Raw genomic sequence first — 17,699 nt, 5'->3', positions numbered from 1 at the left:
ATTTTCAGATCTCCACTGTTTCTAGTGTATTAGAAATCTCATCAAAGTCATGGTGTTAATTTAGGGGGAAAGGTCATGGCTCTTCACCGACACGTATTGAGAGGAAGGCTCTACAGAAATGTAGGGCCTTTTCATTTTTTAAGAGCGAGTAAATTTATTACTTGATGTCACACGAGATAGTATTGATAGGAGTTTCAGAAGTAGTGAAACAGACATAAGCGGTCTTTGGGTGATTTGGCCCAATCTTGACGTAACCCGCTTTTAAATCGTCTTCATCAAACGTTACTGAGTGAGATTTGCTTGTATTTCCATCATAGTAAACCGCTTCAAAGCCTTGGTTCATCATATGTGCAACGCGATTTCGAGTGTGGGCTGTTGAAAACGTGATGTTCGCGCAACGCATCATTGGTTTTTCGGTAATAAGAAATTGACCACTCTCTTTATCTAAAACACCGCCTTTTACTTCCGGAGTTATATCAATAGCTTGAAAAGCTTCTACGTTGCATGGCGGTTTAGCATAAGACAGCGAAGAAGTGAGCATAATTCCAATCGTGTATAGGAATAAATATTTAAATTTCATATGAGTTGTTTTGTATCCACTTAGCTTAACGGCGTTTTATAAGAAAGTTTGAATGAATTTTAAATGGTTGTATTTAAATAATTGTATTTAAATGGCATTTTTCAAACAATCACTAGATATCACAATTTGCTTGGCGCGGCTTACCCAGTGGTTTGATGTTAAATCCCCGATTTTTAAGCAGTTCAATCAGGTTATCTTTACCTACTAAATGCAAGCCACCAACAACAACGGTGTAACGACCCGATTGCTGAGGTAGAACACTGCCAGTGTCGAGTTTTTTAGCCCAATCTCGATTACGCTCGTATAAAAAGGCTTGGTTAAACTCTTCTGTTGTATGATCGGTCAAAGAGGCTTCGACCAACATGCTACCATCACCACTCTTCCAACTCTCTATCAAGCATTGAACCAACTCTTCTCCGCCATCATATTCTTCAATTGATGAGAGAAGTATCTCTTTACCGCCTTCTGATTGACCTGCGATTAAATCGATTTGGAATTGCACGGACTCTAGTGGAATGACCGGGATTTGCTTTTTATCAGCGAGTCCTATTAAGTGCATGTCGACCCCTTTATCAGAGACATACCCCAGTTTGTTGACTAAAGCGAGTTGGATGGTGAATGCGGCCATCCAAGGTGGGGAATTTAGGAGTTGAGTTTCTGGCAAACCTAAATCTTGGGCAATTTCAATTAAGTGGCGACGTTGAGCTCTGTCTAAAACATCTTTAGAAAGAATGGTTGTTTGTGGGTAAACCAAGCCTTCAGAATTCCTGACGTCTGCTTCAATAATCAACCCTGTGCTTTGGCTTAAATGCTGGATGACCGTTCTAGGGAGTGGGTACATCGTTTTATCCCCCACATGTACCGAGCCAATAATCATAAGTTCGGTTTCCCCTTTTTTTGCTAACCAATGCTGTGGCTCTGCATAAGATGAAAAAGGAGTCAAAGTAACAAGTAGAGATGATATGAGCGTCAAGAGACGAAACATAGAATGGTCCTCAGATAAGATACCTTTAAACTTTATACGCAAAATAGCGTGAGGTTAAGTGCAATTTCTCCAGTGGGGTATTCGACAAAATCGTCATTTCTAAAAATATTGACGAGTTTTGACGACGAATAAATGAGAGTCACTTCACGAAAGGTAAATAGGTAATTCGCTTACTAATGGCTCACAAAATAATTAGGCGTGATCCAAATCTTACAAAATCAGTCGTAACTCATGAATATAAGTGACCTAGATCGCAGCAAACTCGTCAAAACAAGTTGTTCGATTTTGACGTGTATTGTAACTCCATGAAAATTAGGTTTTTATTATTTTTTCTGAGTGTCATTTTTTGAACTGGATCACTTCCTATTTCTATTTATTTTACGCTTAGAAATAACAGGTTGTATGTTGAATGTAACGGTTAGGCACCTCGCATTTGAGGGGCCGAGATTTTTATCATTGTCGTTTTGAACCACTGACTTTTTTGGGGAAGTAAGATGTTTAAACCTAGTCTGATTGCTGTTTCTGTTATCACTACATTAGCAGGTTGCTCTGCGCTGCAAAGCTCTGAACAACAAGTTGTAAATTCGTTGGCTAATAATCTTGATATTCAATACCAAGTGTTGACTAACCACGGTGCAAACGAAGGTCTTGCTTGTCAGGACTTAGGGGCTGAGTGGGCGTCTTGTAACAAGGTAAACATGACGCTGGTTAACCAAGGTGAAGCGGTTGACTCAAAAGATTGGGCTATTTACTTCCATAGCATTCGTCTGATTCTGGATGTTGAAAACGAACAGTTTAAAATCTCTCGCGTAACGGGTGATCTACACAAACTAGAACCAACAGATAAGTTTGATGGTTTTGCTGCGGGTGAAGAGGTTGTGCTTCCTCTTGTTGCTGAATACTGGCAGCTATTTGAAACTGACTTCATGCCAGGCGCTTTCGTTGCTGCACCAAATGCAGAGCCTAAGATGATCGCTTCTCTTAACACAGAAGACGTTGCATCTTTCGTGACTGGCCTTGAGGGTAACAACCTAAAACGTACGCCAGATGACAACAACGTATTTGCGAGCGCTGTGTCTCGTTTCGAGAAGAACGAAGATCTAGCAAAACAAGACGTATCAACCACGTTACTACCAACGCCAATGTCTGTTGAAGCAGGTAAAGGTACGGTAGATATCGCGGCGGGTATTGCGCTGCCTAAAGACGCATTCGATGCGGCTCAATACGCAGCAATTCAAGGTCGTGCAGAAGTGGTAGGTGTGGATGTTCGTGGTGATCTTCCTGTAAGCATCACTGTTGTTCCTGCAGACTTCACCGGTGAATTGGCAAAATCTGGTGCTTACGAAATGAGCATCAAAGGCGACGGTATTGCGATTAAAGCGTTTGACCAAGCAGGTGCTTTCTACGCAGTACAATCTATCTTTGGCTTGGTAGATAGCCAAAATGCTGATTCTCTACCACAACTGTCTATTAAAGATGCGCCGCGTTTTGATTACCGTGGTGTGATGGTGGACGTGGCTCGTAACTTCCACTCTAAAGACGCAATTCTTGCAACGCTTGACCAAATGGCCGCGTACAAGATGAACAAACTACACCTTCACCTAACGGATGATGAAGGCTGGCGTTTAGAAATCCCGGGTCTGCCTGAGCTGACTGAAGTGGGTGCTAACCGTTGTTTCGATTTGGAAGAGAAAAGCTGTTTACTGCCTCAGCTTGGCTCAGGCGCAACGACAGACAACTTTGGCTCTGGCTTCTTCAGCAAAGCAGACTACGTGGACATCTTGAAGTACGCGAAAGCGCGTAACATCGAAGTGATTCCTGAAATCGATATGCCAGCGCACGCACGTGCAGCAGTGATATCAATGGAAGCACGTTACGACCGTCTGATGGAAGAAGGCAAAGAAGCCGAAGCGAACGAGTACCGCCTGATGGACCCTCAAGATACATCGAACGTAACGACGGTTCAGTTCTACAACAAGCAAAGCTTCATCAATCCATGTATGGAATCTTCCACTCGCTTTGTTGATAAAGTGATTTCAGAAGTAGCAGCAATGCACCAAGAAGCGGGCACGCCGCTAACAACATGGCACTTTGGTGGTGACGAAGCGAAGAACATCAAGCTAGGCGCTGGTCTGCAAGACATCAACGCAGAAGACAAAGTAAGCTGGAAGGGTAACATTGATTTGTCTAAGCAAGACAAGCCATTTGCACAATCTCCACAATGTCAGACGCTAATTGCAGACGGTACGGTAAGCGATTTTGCTCATCTACCAAGCCACTTTGCAGAAGAAGTGTCGAAGATGGTGGCAGAGAAAGGCATTCCAAACTTCCAAGCTTGGCAAGATGGCCTTAAGTACAGCGAAGGTGAGAAAGCGTTCGCAACAGAAAACACACGTGTTAACTTCTGGGACGTTCTTTACTGGGGGGGCACATCATCAGTGTACGAATGGTCTAAGAAAGGTTACGACGTTATCGTTTCTAACCCAGACTACGTGTACATGGACATGCCGTACGAAGTTGACCCGAAAGAGCGTGGTTACTACTGGGCAACACGTGCAACAGATACTCGTAAGATGTTTGGTTTTGCACCAGAGAACATGCCTCAAAACGCAGAAACTTCTGTAGACCGCGATGGTAACGGCTTCACTGGTAAAGGTGAAATCGAAGCGAAACCTTTCTACGGTCTATCAGCACAGCTTTGGTCTGAGACAGTACGTAACGATGAGCAATACGAGTACATGGTATTCCCTCGCGTACTAGCAGCCGCTGAGCGTGCATGGCACCGTGCTGATTGGGAAAACGACTACAAAGTGGGTGTTGAATACTCGCAAAACTCTAACCTAGTAGACAAAGTCGCGCTAAACCAAGACTACAACCGCTTTGCGAACGTACTTGGCCAACGTGAACTGGCTAAGCTAGAAAAATCAGGTATCGACTACCGCCTGCCTGTACCAGGTGCGAAAGTAGAAGATGGCAAGCTAGCAATGAACGTTCAGTTCCCAGGGGTGAAGCTTCAATACTCTCTAGACGGCAAGAACTGGCTAACTTACGCAGATAATGCTCGTCCAAATGTGAAAGGTGAAGTGTTTATCCGTTCCGTGTCAGCAACTGGTGAGAAAGCAAGTCGAGTGACCAGCGTGAAATAACTCAATTCTTGTAAGTTAATTTTTTGGCAAAGCCTCAACCTCATGTTGGGGCTTTCTTTATTTTTTGAGGAAATTAAGCGTGATCGATGTCTAATTATTTTTCATTGATAAATAAGTTTTTGGTTGTAATGGTCAAGGTTATTGTGAACTGGATCGACTTAATCTGCTAAATATCAATAAATTATCTGTTTACGATCACACTTCTATTTTTTGAATAATTTTATAAAAATACGATAAGTGCCTGTATTTTCCATGTTTTTATCAGGGTTGTTGAGCTTCGGTTTGAACAAGATCACTTTTTAAAATGTTTTATTTTTCATCGCGAATTAATTGAAACAATATTGCGAACGCCAAGGAGGCACATTCCAAAGTTTGCGATAAAAGGGAAGAGATGCCCTCTAAAACTATCGCATAACGTGAATAAATAAAGGCAGTAATTATGAAAAACATTTTTGCACTGAGTGCTCTTTCTCTCGCTTTCGCTTCTAGCGCTTTTGCTGGTTCTTCTTACGTAACAGGTAATGTTCAATTCCACGATGATGGTCGAATTCATGGTTCGGACGTTACGTCTACACTGGAAGCTGGTCATACTTTTGATAACCAATTCGGCGGCTTTACGGTTTACACCGAATTTGATGGTATTCAGTTGGGTAAACTGGAAACAGAAAACGGTGGCGCAGGTAACACAACACCAGCAATCACTGTGGGTGGTGAGCAGTCATTTAATATTACCGATCATTTATGGGTTGCCGCGGGTTACCAACACCTGTTCTCTGCTGGCGAGAACGTACAGTACCGTCCATTGGTTAAGATCGGTTACAACTTCGATAACGGCATCTCCTTAAGTAACCGTACTCGTGCGCACATTGATGCGACAGACGCAGATGCGGATACAGATTACCGCATGGACAACCGCATCGGTTACGTGATGAATGAGGATGTGACGCTAAGCTACAACAACGTCTACATGATTGAAGCGGAAACCATGGACCACGAGCTTCGTGCAACGTGGACTCGTAAAGGTGTTCAACCTTACTTTGAGTTCCGCAGTCAAGCACACGGTGCAGAAAACGCGAGTGGTGACAGCCTAGTGAATAACGCTTTTGTATTTGGTGCCTCTTACGGCTTCTAATTTTATATTTGTCTTAACTGTCCATTTAGAAAAAGCCCAGCGGTTTATCTCGCTGGGCTTTGTTTTTATTGGTCGTTGCCTTCGTGGTGGCTATATTCGAACACTTGGCCTTTTTCGTTAAAGGCGTAAACGGTGTAGCTGTCTTTTTTGTCGCCATATTCCATACCAGGGGAGCCCATTGGCATGCCCGGTACTGATAGGCCTTTTGCGTTACGTGGTGGATTTTTCAAAAACGCTTTAATGTCTTCGGCTGGAATGTGACCTTCAAACAGATAGCCGTTGATCTCTGCCGTGTGGCAAGAGTAAAGCTGTTCATTCTTGATGCCTAGATCGCGTTTGATGGCGTTCATGTCATCGTGCAATTTTTCTTCGACCGTAAAGCCGTTCTCTTCCATGTGTTTTGTCCATTCTCCACAACAGCCACAGTATGGTGATTTATGGTTAATGACATCGGCTGCCAATACGTTGGCGGACACGGTCGCAAGCATTGCAAAGGTCAATAGTTTCAACTTCATAATACCCTCAAAAAGAAGTGGTTATTTTACTGAAAACAGTCGTAGTCGATTTGCATTACTAACGACAGTAATTGAAGACAGTGCCATTGCCGCTCCTGCGACAACAGGACTGAGCAAAAATCCAAACGCTGGGTAAAGCACGCCAGCGGCAACTGGAATACCCAACGAGTTGTAAACAAAGGCACCAAATAGGTTTTGCTTCATGTTTTTAAGTGTAGCGCGAGAGAGTTCAATCGCATGTACTACCGCCATTGGTGACGTGTTCAGGATGGTCATTTGCGAACTTTCAATGGCGACATCACTGCCGCTACCCATGGCAATACCTAGGTTGGATAACGCGAGAGCAGGGGCGTCGTTAATGCCATCCCCCACCATTGCCACGACATGTCCTTGAGATTGAAGTTGCTCAATGTGCTGAGCTTTCTCATCTGGCATTACTTGGGCAATCACTTCATCAATACCAAGTTCTTGGCCGATAGCATTGGCAACGTGTTGGTTATCGCCCGTCAGCATTACCGTTTTGATGCCTTGCGATTTTAATGCAGAGAGCGCTTGCTTCGCATCTGATTTGAGCGGGTCGGCAATGGCGATCAGACCGATCAGTTCGCCGTTCAATGCCACAGCTACCGGAGTCCACGCATTTTTTGCGCATTCATCGATGGCAGGTTTTAGTGCGCTGGTCTCGACGTTCTCTGCTTGCATAAATTGAAGCGAACCAATGAGTAGCGGTTTATCTTGATACGTCGCCCAAATGCCGCGCCCGCGAACGTTCTCAAACTTGTCTAATGAGACATCCTTTGCGTCGTGTCGTTTGGCGTAATCACATACCGCTTTTGCCAGTGGGTGCTCAGACTGACGCTCTGCCGCATACGCTAAAGCCAATAGATCTTCTTGGCTGGTGGCGTGAGTAAACACTTTCTGAACGCTAGGTTTACCTTGGGTAAGCGTGCCAGTTTTGTCGAACACAACCGTGTCGACTTTGCTTGCCAATTGCAGGGCGTCGGCGTCTTTGATCAGAATGCCGAGCTCTGCGGCTTTACCCACTCCCACCGTGACAGAAAGCGGGGTTGCTAAGCCTAGAGCGCAAGGACAGGCGATGATCAGGACGGTTGTGGTGACCACCAGCATATAACTCGCTTTTGGCTCTGGGCCAACGGCAAACCAAACGAGCGCGGCCAGTATTGCTATGCCAACAACGACAGGGACAAACACCGATGAAATCTGGTCTGCCAGTTTCGCGATGGCAGGCTTACTGCTTTGCGCTGTGCGCACCATGCGGATGATACGAGCCAGCATGGTATTTGCGCCAATGCCCGTTGCTTCAATGACTAATCCACCATCGGTATTTAATGTCCCGGCAGACACTTGAGCCTCTTGTGCTTTTAATACTGGTACTGGTTCACCAGTGAGCATCGACTCATCAATGTATGATTCACCTTGAATCACAACGCCATCAACAGGCACTTTCTCGCCTGGTTTGATACGCAGTTTCATGCCTAACGTGATTTGCTCAACCGCGATTTTTTGGTCGCCTTGTTCCGTAATTACCGTAGCTTGCTGAGGTTGCAGGTTAATCAACGCTTGTAAGGAACGTGTTGTGTTTGCTTTGGCTTTTGCTTCTATATAGTGACCAAGAGAAATTAAGCCGATGATCATTGCACTCGCTTCAAAGTACACGTGGCGTGAAGCAAGAGGGAACCAGTCTGGGAAAATCACCACAAGCATCGAATAGAACCACGCTGCGCCAGTACCGAGCGCGACTAACGTGTCCATGGTGGCGCGCTTGTGAGTAGCTGCTAACCAAGCGTTACTGAAGAAGTGTTTCCCTGCTGTGGCAAGAAGGAGTAAACATACGATACCGATCGCGCCCCAAGCTAATTGGTCGTTGGTGTTGCGAATCATCATATTGCCGCCAGCAACGCCCCAAATCATTAAAGGGGCACCGACGACAAGGCCAGCAATAGCATCCAGTTTAAAGCGTTTTTGTTGCTGACGTTGTTGCTGTGCTTGCTTTTCTTGCTGGGTGGCGGCGTCTTGTAGGATCTCTGCTTGGTAACCGGCTTGTTTTACCGATTCAACAATTGCGTTAAGGAGGTCATCAGAGTCTTGGCTTGCGAATACTAGTGCGCTTTGTTCTGCGAGGTTGACCTGTGCTTTCTCAACGCCTTCTACGTTAGTAAGTGCTTTCTCTACTGAAGAGACGCAACTCGCACACGTCATGCCTTGAATCAGCATTTGCAATTGAATACTCGCTGGTGGCACCTGCGTATCTTTAATATTGCTTTGCTTTTCTACCTGTTCGGTCTCTGGTGAGCTTTCGTTCTCTACTTCAACAGAATCAAGATTGGCGGTATAGCCGAGTGTTGCTATTAAGTCGATCACTTGTTGCTCGGAGAGGAGGGTACGAATCTCTAAGTGCGTTGTTGAAGCCTCAAAAGAAATAACGTCTTGATTAGATTCTAATAAAGATGAAAGTTTTTTGACGCAGCCGCCACAGCTTAAGCCTGAAAGGTTTAGTTCGTAGTGATTTCCTGCTTGGTAACCAAGAGATTCAATCGACGAGACGAGCTCTTTAAGAGAAGACTCGGTTTTGACCTCTACTTGCGTCGGGGACAAATTGAGGATCTCCACATCGTGATTTGCATGTAAAGCCTTCTCAACTTTTCTCGCACAGCCCATGCAGTTGAGCCCTGATAAAGGTATAACTAACTGATACATAATCTGCACCTCAATAGTAGTGATGCTATGAGCTTAAACCTTCCTGCAAGGGTAAGGTCAATACCCATTTGCTACTCACAACAATTTCGTCAAAATCTCTCGAATCCCACAAGTGCATGGTCATTTTACTTGCGAGTGATCTCAAGGTTTTTTCTCTTTGAATATAAAGTTCCGTTAAAACACCTAAAAGATGAATGAAGTCGCTCACGTTTTTTAGATACTCTCAATGTCAGTTCAGTGTCAAAACGTACTTTTAACGTTTTTTATTTTTTATAGTTGATGTTAAGTAACTGTTTTTAAATATTTTATTTTATTTTTGATCTTCTCATTTTGAAGTCGCTCAGATTGCTGTAGGGAAAGTTTTTTAGTGCGAAAAAAGTTTGTCATATTTGCCCCGTCCAAACACTGTTTCAAGTTCCTGCCATGTCCTAGTTAGTGAATTTGAAAATGGAAAAAACTAAAAATATAGGGGTTTATAATGTCTTACCTAAAGAAAAGCCTACTTGCCACGGCAATTACCGGCATGATGTTCAGTGGTGCTGCATTTGCTGATGGTGCAAACAGTGACGCAGCAAAAGAGTTTCTAACCAAAGATTCATTTTCTTATGAAGTTTACGGAATCATCGCGATGCAGGCCGCGTACCGCGATTACGATTCTGGCAGCAAAGCAACGGACGATGACTTGGGTGGCATGCAGCTAAACAACGAATCTCGTATCGGTTTCCGTGGTAAAAAACAATTTGCTAACTTCGACCCTACTTTTATTTGGCAAATCGAAGGCGGTTATGTAGACCCTAGCTTTGGTGGCGAGGGCGCAGGTCTTGGTGAACGTGACACATTCGTCGGTTTTGAAAGTGCATCTTGGGGGCAAATTCGCCTGGGTCGCGTTTTGACACCTATGTACGAATTGGTTGACTGGCCAGCATCTAACCCTGGCCTGGGCGATGTATACGACTGGGGTGGTGCTATTGGTGGCGCCAAGTACCAAGACCGTCAATCAAACACTATCCGCTGGGACTCTCCAATGTTTGCTGACAAATTCTCCCTAGATATCGCAGCTGGTGCAGGTGATAAAGCAGGTCTAGGTGAAGGGGATGACTACTGGGGTGGTATCGCAGCACACTACAAAATTGGTCCTATCCAGTTAGATGCGGCATATGAAGGTAACCGTAATATCAAGATGGAAAGCCAAACGTGGGAAAACAACACGTACTTGGTAGGGGCACAAGGCTGGTTTGATAACGGTATTTCTTTCTTCGCGCAATACAAATATATGGAAGCGGACGCAAGCAATGGTGTGAGTGAAAAGCAAGATGCAATGTCTGCCGCTATCATGTACACCACGGGTGATTGGCAATACAAATTGGCTTACGCCGCTAACTTTGATCTCGAGCGTGATGGTAAGAAAATTAACGATACAGCGGACGATGTGTTATCAGCACAAGTTATGTATTTCGTAGATCCATCGGCAGTGCTGTACGTACGTGCTCGTACTCTAGACTTTGGCGACGGTGCGTCTCAATTAGATAAACCAACAGAAGCACGTTGGAAGTCTGCTGACTACGACGAGTTCTCTGTAGGTGTTGAATACTACTTCTAACTAAAGAAGCAGCTAAAAGGGCGGAAACGCCCTTTTTATCTTGATACTTATTCAAATAAGCCTTTGAAATGACTGGCCTGTAAATTTTAGAGGCTTATCTAAATTGGTATAAAGTGAGAAACCATGATGAAAAAAACAACGACACTTCTCGGACTTTGCGCAATGCTTTCGGCGCCAGCTTTTGCTGCTCAACTCACTCTGCAATCTGAATTAATTCCTCGCGTTCTCAACGGCGAGTTCGTCTACCCTGAGTGGATATCCAAGAACAACAGCATCGAGTTAAAGGATGGGGAAAACCAATTGGCGGTAACGGTTGGACAAATCGTATTTGAAGATGGAAAGCGCCGTAAATTCGATTCGCAGCCGCTGGTATTAGAGTTTGATGCAGAAAAAGACACCGAGCTTTCTCTGACTTATCAAACATTCCGTACTATTGAAGAGGCGAGAGCCTTCGAACTCGATCCTAAAGTGGTATTGAAAGACAAAAACGGAAAAGAAGTGGCATTCTCTATGGTTCAACTTCGTAAAGGTGGTTTGCAAGGTTTTCGTGATTATGAACGAGAAGTTGCCGACTATAATAACGCAATGAATAAAGAATCGACTAAGGCAAGCATTGCGTCTTCTCCAGCGGAAACCAAAACAATCAAAGCATCGTTTAATGAATTGAGCCGTGAAGAGCAGCAAGAATTTATGCAATGGGCAATGCGTAACCTGAAGTAATTTCGTCTCGTGCTTTAACAGTAAATAGCAGGGCTGTGCCTTTTTGGTTCTGCCCTGTTTTTATTTCTGTTGTCAAACCGATTGTAGAATTGACTTACGGTGGTAAAATGTCGCCACTTTTATCCTTGACATTACAACGAGAGATCTCTCGTTGCTCATTACCCCTAAGGAACTCAAATGACGGTTAAAACTCGTTTTGCTCCTAGCCCAACTGGCTATCTACACGTTGGTGGTGCGCGTACTGCACTTTACTCTTGGCTATACGCTAAAAACCAAGGTGGTGAATTCGTTCTACGTATCGAAGATACAGACCTTGAGCGTAACTCTCAGGAAGCGGTTGATGCAATTCTTGAAGGCATGGAATGGCTAGGCTTGGAGTGGGATGAAGGTCCTTACTACCAAACTCAACGTTTTGACCGTTACAACGAAATGGTTGATAAGCTTCTTGCAGAAGACAAAGCTTACAAATGTTACGCGTCTAAAGAGCTGCTAGATGAAATCCGTGCAGAGCAAGAAGCAAATAAAGAAATGCCTCGCTACGATGCTAACCATCCAAAAATCAAAGCAGCAAACGAAGCGGCAAAAGATGGCGATCCATGTGTTATCCGTTTCCGTAACCCGAAAGAAGGCAGCGTAGTATTTGATGATCAAATCCGTGGTCGCATTGAAATCCGCAACGATCAAATGGATGACCTAATCATTCGTCGTACAGACGGTTCACCTACTTACAACTTCTGTGTAGTAGTGGATGACTGGGACATGGGTATCACTCACGTTGTTCGTGGCGAAGACCACATCAACAACACGCCTCGTCAAATCAACATCTACGAAGCACTAGGTGCGCCAGTACCTACATTTGCACACTGTGCAATGATCCTGGGTGATGACGGCGCGAAACTGTCTAAACGTCACGGCGCTGTATCAGTCATGCAATACCGCGATATGGGCTACCTGCCTGCGGCACTAAACAACTACCTAGTGCGCCTTGGTTGGTCTCATGGTGACCAAGAAATCTTCTCTCAAGAAGAGATGATCAATCTATTTAGCCTAAACGCAGTATCTAAGTCAGCGTCAGCTTTTAACACTGACAAACTGCAATGGTTGAACAACCACTACATCAAGAACTCAGATCCTGCGTACGTTGCTGAGCATCTACAATGGCATCTAGATCAACAAAAACTAGACGTAACGAATGGTCCTGCTATCACTGACGTGATCAAGCTAGTGGGTGAGCGTTGCAACACACTAGTTGAGCTAGCTGAGCAAATCCGCTACTTCTATGAAGATTTCTCTGAGTTTGAAGCGGGCGCAGCGAAGAAACACCTACGTGGCGTGGCTAAAGAGCCTCTAGAACTTGCATTAGCGAAAGTGGAAGCACTAACTGAGTGGACGACAGCGAACATCAAAGATGGCGTTATCGCAGCAGTATGTGAAGAGTTGGAAATCGGCATGGGCAAAATCGGTATGCCATTACGTGTTGCTGTAACAGGCGGCGGTCAGTCTCCTTCTGTCGATGCAGTAATGGAGCTGGTTGGAAGAGAGCGTTGTATTGCTCGCATTAAGATGGCGCTTGAGTTCATTGCTGAGCGTGAAGCAAACGCATAATTGCTTTGAACTGAACGTTCTTTTGAATAAATAGTCACAAAGCCGCGGTGAGCAACCGCGGCTTTTTTGTATCTTCAATTTAGATAACGAGAAACTTTCTCTCATATTGGTGAATGAAGAGATGGTTTCACCTGTAATTTACCTCAATATGGATAAGATTTTTTAATCCAAATATCGTTGGCGTGAATAAAAAATGAGCGATTATATATCAAATATCTGATTGATTTTTATCCATGTTCCTTAAAGTTCCATTTTATTTGTCTCATTTTTAAGAAAAATCTTTGCTTTAGCTATGTTGTTCCAAAAATTAAAGCAAACGTTTGCGTCGTGATTGCGTGGGGATTTTTTTGCTTAAGATCACATGTTGTCGAGATTTTTGATGACAATAAATTGACAGAATTGGGATTTTTCTCGCGATTTCTTAGCGTTATAGTTCATCCCGTCAGCGATACCGAGATGGCGATATGTATCACTGAACAGGAAATGTACGTAAGTTGCTTCCATAAAAAAAATGCATGTGCATAAAAAGAAGCTGACTAAGTATCTCACTCAAGGAATGAATAAAAAGAATTGAAATACAACGTCAGTCAGACGGCGCATTTCGGCATCTAACAAAAGAACTTCTTTAGAGGAATCAATAATGAAAAAATTAGCAGCGGTAATTTCAGCGTCTCTACTTATGGCTTCAGCAGCACAAGCAGAAGTATACGTTGGTGGTAAGATGGGTAAGTCATGGATGGAAGACGCGTGTGTAGCGGGCCAGGCTTGTGACAAAGACGATTCTACTCTTGGCGCTTTTGTTGGTTACGAAATGAATAAATACTTCGCAGTAGAAGCGGGTTTCGACAACATCGGTGATTTTAACCAAACTTCTTTCGGTGGCCACGTAGAAGCAATCACTCTTGCTCCTAAATTTAGCCTACCAATCACTGAAGACATCGCACTTTACGGTAAAGTGGGTGGCGCTTACGTAATGTTTGATGGCAAAGATGATTACTCTTACCTAGGCGCAGCTGGTCTTGAATTCAACCTAAGCCAAAACGTAACAGCTCGTGCGGAATACCAAACACTGACTGACATCAGCAACGATGTAACTCGTGCGACAGGTAACACTGCAACACTAGGTGTTTCTTTCAAATTCGGCGGCAACGATGAGCCAGTAATCGTAGAAGAGCCAGTTGTTGTTGAAGAAGTGGTTGTAGAAGAAGTGGTAGAAGAGCCAGTTGTAGTTACGAAAACATTCGAAACTCAAACAATTGGCACAGGTAGCTTCGATCTAAACAGCACAACTCTAAAACCAGAGAGCGCTGCAAAACTTGATAACCTAGTTGCTTTCCTAAACGAGCACCCACAAGCGAACGTTGAAGTTGTAGGTTACACAGATACGTCTGGTCCAGCAGCTTACAACCTAAAGGTTTCTGAAAAACGTGCTGAGTCTGTTGCTAACGCGCTCGTTGAAAAAGGTATTGATTCATCACGTATCCAAGCTCGTGGCGAAGGTGAAAACAACCCAATCGCTTCAAACGACACTCGTGAAGGTCGTCAACAAAACCGTCGCGTAGAAATCGTTGTTCCAGAATTTGAATACCAAGTTCAGCAATAAGCTCCTATTCGACCGTAGTATAGAAGACTGAAGCTGAAAGCCCCAAAGAGTTCGCTCTTTGGGGCTTTTTATTTCTCTTTAAAAACTAACTGAAATGTTCAAAGTGGCTAGGTATTACTTAAGATCAATGCTGTTTAAACGCCCCATAAATGTCAGGATCTCCAAGTTATCTTTATGTGCTTCTAACAACGCTTTTTTGGTTTGCATGTAGGCGGCAAGTTTGCCGTACTTACTAATAGAGCGAACCACCGTTTTATATTTATACTCACCGTCATCATTGAACTCTCGCCACTTGGCGATGTAACACGTATCTCGGTTGTCAGGGTTTTCAAGAGTAGGGTTAGGCTTGTGAACGATTTTAGGCTCAACGCTATGTGGAAGCCTGGTCATTAAGTAAGGGTCTTTCAAAAGACGTCGCCAGAATTTGCCCCACATTTGCCGGCCTAACTCGTTTCTCAGCTTAATGGCTTTTTGTAAGCCTTTCTTTTCTCCAATACGAACAAATCCTACCGAGCGGTGTAGTACCGTATCCTCGGGGGTATGGATATGTATCTTAAAGGCTGTCTTGCCTTTAGAAATAAAGCGGTGTCCAGTGTTAGTTATTAAATTGCTCTTAGACATAGTGCTAACTAATAATTTTATTAATAGCCAAAAGGGTAAGCAAAACTCATAGATAATTAAAGTAATAAAATACAAAACTGTAAATAGGGCTTGTTGAAATGATTTCAAGGGGAAGAAGTCAGATCAGTAGAAGACTTTATCCCGTAACCGAAACACCTGATCCGATCATATTGATTACTGGGAAGATTACCTAACACGATGTACTAGGGGGAGCAGTGCGAGGCTTGAAATTGAAGATACAAAAAAGCCTTAGCTCAAGTGGGAGCTAAGGCTATGATATGGCGCCCCCAGTAGGATTCGAACCTACGACCTGTCCCTTAGGAGGGGACTGCGCTATCCAGCTGTGCCATGGGGGCGTAATACCAATAGTTGCAGTTCATTGCACTGTTTTACTGAGTTCAAATCTAGCAATCTACCAGATCTGTATCAGCATCACGTTGAACGATTCGCTACGGTCATTGGTATAATCAAATAAGATGCGCTGCCTATGATATTCAAAAGTGAGCATATCTCAAGACTTAATGTTTGCTTTTATAGGATCTTGTTCATTACGTCGCCAATTTGAACGCTAGATGCTAAATTTGGCTGATCAATCGTCAGCTCGGCTTCGTGTTCGTATATGCGTGATACCGTTAATGTAATTTCGCTTTGCGAGACTTTGTTTCTTGGCAATCCATTTTGGTCGATAAACGACGCGGTGTGCCAAAGCTGCAATTTGTCTCCCTCTTTTACGCCGTGCATACGGCCGAGATCCATCGTTACGGTATTACCGAAGACTGCCACAACCTCTGGCAATGTAATTTTGCAAGATAGCTCCGACTCCAGATCCAACATAATATTGCGACTAACGCGAAGCATCATCTCGCCATAGGTCGATGCCCAAAAACGTGCACTACGAGTGTCCACTTGACTCGTCTTAGCAAATGGCCAACGCGCGACCTCACGGTAGGCTTTGTTGAAGATTTCATGGCCAGTTTTACCATCAAATACTTTCATTTCTAACGCAAACTGACGATTGATGATGTCATCTTGCAATAGTTGAGATTCGACCGTTGCAGTGAGATCGGTGATGACCCCTCCAATGATGTATTGTGCGCCATTGTCTTGCGCGATCATTTGAGTGCGAGCAGGATAGTTGCTGCTTATTGAGTAGTCCGTTGTACCAACAGACACAAAGCTGCGTGAGGTTTGATCAAGTTGACGGTTCACTACGTGGCTAAAATCGTCACCAACTTGATAAATTTGTCCCATCACTGCTTGTTGTGGTGATGCGACCTCAATATTGCCGACCAGCATTGTCTTTTTGTATTGATCGGTGTGGCAACCCGTTGCCGATGGATAAATATCAACGCGGATTTTTACCTCGACTTTACCGCGACGTTTGCGTTCAGACTCGACCAAAATGTAACGGACTTCATGATTGGTAAACTGGTATTCGTTGCGGCTTTCTTCTAATAGCGGCATCAAGTTGCTAATACTGCCAATATCTGCGCCCGAAAAATTGACGGCTTTGAACAGCGCGTCTTCCAACGCATGGAGCCTTGCCGTCTCTTCTGAAGAAACGATGGTGGCAACGCCTGTGACTTCATACCAAGATGCCATTACCTTAAAAGGCACAAGCATCACTAAAGTGATTGAAAACAGACTGTTTAATATTTTTTTCATTGGTTACAACCGTTCGGGTATAAATATTGCTTTAACAAATTCAGTGAAGTTTGGTGGGTTTTTCTTCGTTAGGCAAACAAAGAAAAGCAAAGACTGTTCCAATATTCACTTTCTTGGAAAGGAATTAATAAAGAACGGTATCACCTAAGATTATCTGGAGAATCAAACCATGAAAAAGTGGCTTGTCGCCGCATCGATGATGACGCTTCTGACATCGTGCGCGTACTCACCGATTTACAATGGTAAAGAACCGTACTCGGGAAGCCAGTTCATGCTGATGGATAGTCCGCGTCATACGATGGACTTTTTCATTGAGAGCATGACAGAAGACCTGATGGTTTCTAATGTGGCAGTATCAGCGCGGACACCGATTGCGATTACCTCGTTTGTTGATCTACAAAATATGGATGCAACAAACTGGTTAGGTAACTCGGTCTCTGAAGGTTTTATCCATCAGTTTCAGCGCCGAGGGTTTAAAGTGGTTGATTTCAAAACTACGGGCTCTATTCAAGTGACGCAGCAGGGCGATTTTGCTTTAAGTCGTGATTGGCAAGATTTAGCTCAAGAGCAGCAAATTCAGTATGTACTGACCGGAACAATGCTGCGCCAAGAGGGCGGAGTGCTTGTCAATGCACGCGTGGTTGGCATGCAAAGCCGTGTAGTTGTAGCGACAGCGCAAGGTTTCCTTCCGGCTGACCGTATTGGGCGTGACTTAGATACGTTAAATAGCATCCGCACACAAGATGGTGTGTTGATTCGTTCTGACCCTACTATTCGTCAGCCGTACACTGTGATTCTCCGTCCATAGG

Annotated in this window: 13 protein-coding genes and 1 tRNA gene; 7 read left to right on the top strand and 7 right to left on the bottom strand. The window is 44.1% G+C overall.

Going from position 1 to position 17,699, the window contains the following annotated elements; translation table 11 throughout:
- Window positions 1-157: 157 nt before the first annotated feature.
- A complete protein-coding gene (locus R7P80_RS17705; protein ID WP_005384085.1) occupies window positions 158-541 on the bottom strand; it encodes a hypothetical protein in 384 nt (127 codons plus the stop codon).
- 151 nt (window positions 542-692) lie between these two features.
- Entirely contained in the window at window positions 693-1,565 is an 873-nt protein-coding gene (locus tag R7P80_RS17700; RefSeq protein WP_225491768.1) for a TraB/GumN family protein, read from the bottom strand.
- Between the two features lie 494 nt (window positions 1,566-2,059).
- On the opposite strand from R7P80_RS17700, the gene R7P80_RS17695 reads away from it, so the two are divergent.
- Together R7P80_RS17695 and R7P80_RS17690 are read left to right on the top strand one after the other, a co-directional pair.
- Window positions 2,060-4,711, top strand: a complete 2,652-nt coding sequence (locus R7P80_RS17695; protein WP_054579500.1) for a beta-N-acetylhexosaminidase — start codon at window positions 2,060-2,062, stop codon at window positions 4,709-4,711.
- A 439-nt stretch (window positions 4,712-5,150) separates the two neighbouring features.
- The gene (locus tag R7P80_RS17690) at window positions 5,151-5,843 is read left to right on the top strand and encodes an oligogalacturonate-specific porin KdgM family protein (protein ID WP_005382004.1); all 693 of its coding nucleotides are present in this window, start codon (window positions 5,151-5,153) and stop codon (window positions 5,841-5,843) included.
- 65 nt (window positions 5,844-5,908) lie between these two features.
- Here the strand turns inward: R7P80_RS17690 and R7P80_RS17685 are convergent, their stop codons facing one another.
- Window positions 5,909-6,358 carry a DUF411 domain-containing protein gene (locus R7P80_RS17685; RefSeq protein WP_005382005.1) on the bottom strand — a complete coding sequence of 150 codons (450 nt, stop codon included), beginning with the start codon at window positions 6,356-6,358 and terminating at the stop codon, window positions 5,909-5,911.
- A 21-nt stretch (window positions 6,359-6,379) separates the two neighbouring features.
- A complete protein-coding gene (locus R7P80_RS17680; RefSeq protein WP_225491769.1) occupies window positions 6,380-9,076 on the bottom strand; it encodes a heavy metal translocating P-type ATPase in 2,697 nt (898 codons plus the stop codon).
- 478 nt (window positions 9,077-9,554) lie between these two features.
- Here R7P80_RS17680 and chiP point away from each other — a divergent pair, with 478 nt between their 5' ends.
- From chiP to R7P80_RS17660, 4 genes are all read left to right on the top strand, one after another.
- Window positions 9,555-10,676 carry a chitoporin gene (gene chiP / locus R7P80_RS17675; protein ID WP_005382007.1) on the top strand — a complete coding sequence of 374 codons (1,122 nt, stop codon included), beginning with the start codon at window positions 9,555-9,557 and terminating at the stop codon, window positions 10,674-10,676.
- A gap of 123 nt (window positions 10,677-10,799) precedes the next feature.
- Entirely contained in the window at window positions 10,800-11,396 is a 597-nt protein-coding gene (locus R7P80_RS17670; protein WP_064369044.1) for a DUF2057 domain-containing protein, read from the top strand.
- 177 nt (window positions 11,397-11,573) lie between these two features.
- Window positions 11,574-13,001 carry a glutamate--tRNA ligase gene (gene gltX / locus R7P80_RS17665; RefSeq protein ID WP_213971127.1) on the top strand — a complete coding sequence of 476 codons (1,428 nt, stop codon included), beginning with the start codon at window positions 11,574-11,576 and terminating at the stop codon, window positions 12,999-13,001.
- A gap of 640 nt (window positions 13,002-13,641) precedes the next feature.
- Window positions 13,642-14,604 carry an OmpA family protein gene (locus R7P80_RS17660; RefSeq protein ID WP_006743033.1) on the top strand — a complete coding sequence of 321 codons (963 nt, stop codon included), beginning with the start codon at window positions 13,642-13,644 and terminating at the stop codon, window positions 14,602-14,604.
- 114 nt (window positions 14,605-14,718) lie between these two features.
- Here R7P80_RS17660 and R7P80_RS17655 read toward each other — a convergent pair whose 3' ends face one another.
- The 3 genes from R7P80_RS17655 to R7P80_RS17645 form a co-directional block, all read right to left on the bottom strand.
- Window positions 14,719-15,225, bottom strand: coding sequence for a hypothetical protein (locus R7P80_RS17655; protein ID WP_005382011.1), 507 nt, complete (start codon window positions 15,223-15,225; stop codon window positions 14,719-14,721).
- 279 nt (window positions 15,226-15,504) lie between these two features.
- A tRNA-Arg gene (locus R7P80_RS17650) sits at window positions 15,505-15,581 on the bottom strand.
- 175 nt (window positions 15,582-15,756) lie between these two features.
- Window positions 15,757-16,890: a flagellar assembly protein FlgT gene (locus R7P80_RS17645; protein ID WP_005382012.1), complete on the bottom strand. Its 1,134-nt coding sequence runs from the start codon at window positions 16,888-16,890 to the stop codon at window positions 15,757-15,759.
- A 169-nt stretch (window positions 16,891-17,059) separates the two neighbouring features.
- Here R7P80_RS17645 and R7P80_RS17640 point away from each other — a divergent pair, with 169 nt between their 5' ends.
- Complete coding sequence (locus R7P80_RS17640) at window positions 17,060-17,698, top strand: FlgO family outer membrane protein (RefSeq protein WP_005382013.1); 639 nt, start codon at window positions 17,060-17,062, stop codon at window positions 17,696-17,698.
- Window position 17,699 lies beyond the last annotated feature (1 nt).

Origin of the sequence: Vibrio sp. 2092 (assembly GCF_033339635.1) — a bacterium.
Lineage (GTDB): Bacteria > Pseudomonadota > Gammaproteobacteria > Enterobacterales > Vibrionaceae > Vibrio > Vibrio alginolyticus.
The sequence above is the reverse complement of the archived record's forward strand: the minus strand, read 5'-3'. Positions and strand labels throughout refer to the sequence as shown.

Coding starts and splice junctions, on each gene's coding strand:
- R7P80_RS17660 (WP_006743033.1), top strand. CDS start 13,642: ATGAAAAAATTAGCAGCGGTAATTTCAGCGTCTCTACTTATGGCTTCA.
- gltX (WP_213971127.1), top strand. CDS start 11,574: ATGACGGTTAAAACTCGTTTTGCTCCTAGCCCAACTGGCTATCTACAC.
- R7P80_RS17640 (WP_005382013.1), top strand. CDS start 17,060: ATGAAAAAGTGGCTTGTCGCCGCATCGATGATGACGCTTCTGACATCG.
- R7P80_RS17695 (WP_054579500.1), top strand. CDS start 2,060: ATGTTTAAACCTAGTCTGATTGCTGTTTCTGTTATCACTACATTAGCA.
- R7P80_RS17700 (WP_225491768.1), bottom strand. CDS start 1,565: ATGTTTCGTCTCTTGACGCTCATATCATCTCTACTTGTTACTTTGACT.
- R7P80_RS17645 (WP_005382012.1), bottom strand. CDS start 16,890: ATGAAAAAAATATTAAACAGTCTGTTTTCAATCACTTTAGTGATGCTT.
- R7P80_RS17705 (WP_005384085.1), bottom strand. CDS start 541: ATGCTCACTTCTTCGCTGTCTTATGCTAAACCGCCATGCAACGTAGAA.
- R7P80_RS17680 (WP_225491769.1), bottom strand. CDS start 9,076: ATGTATCAGTTAGTTATACCTTTATCAGGGCTCAACTGCATGGGCTGT.
- R7P80_RS17670 (WP_064369044.1), top strand. CDS start 10,800: ATGATGAAAAAAACAACGACACTTCTCGGACTTTGCGCAATGCTTTCG.
- R7P80_RS17655 (WP_005382011.1), bottom strand. CDS start 15,225: ATGTCTAAGAGCAATTTAATAACTAACACTGGACACCGCTTTATTTCT.
- R7P80_RS17685 (WP_005382005.1), bottom strand. CDS start 6,358: ATGAAGTTGAAACTATTGACCTTTGCAATGCTTGCGACCGTGTCCGCC.
- R7P80_RS17690 (WP_005382004.1), top strand. CDS start 5,151: ATGAAAAACATTTTTGCACTGAGTGCTCTTTCTCTCGCTTTCGCTTCT.
- chiP (WP_005382007.1), top strand. CDS start 9,555: ATGTCTTACCTAAAGAAAAGCCTACTTGCCACGGCAATTACCGGCATG.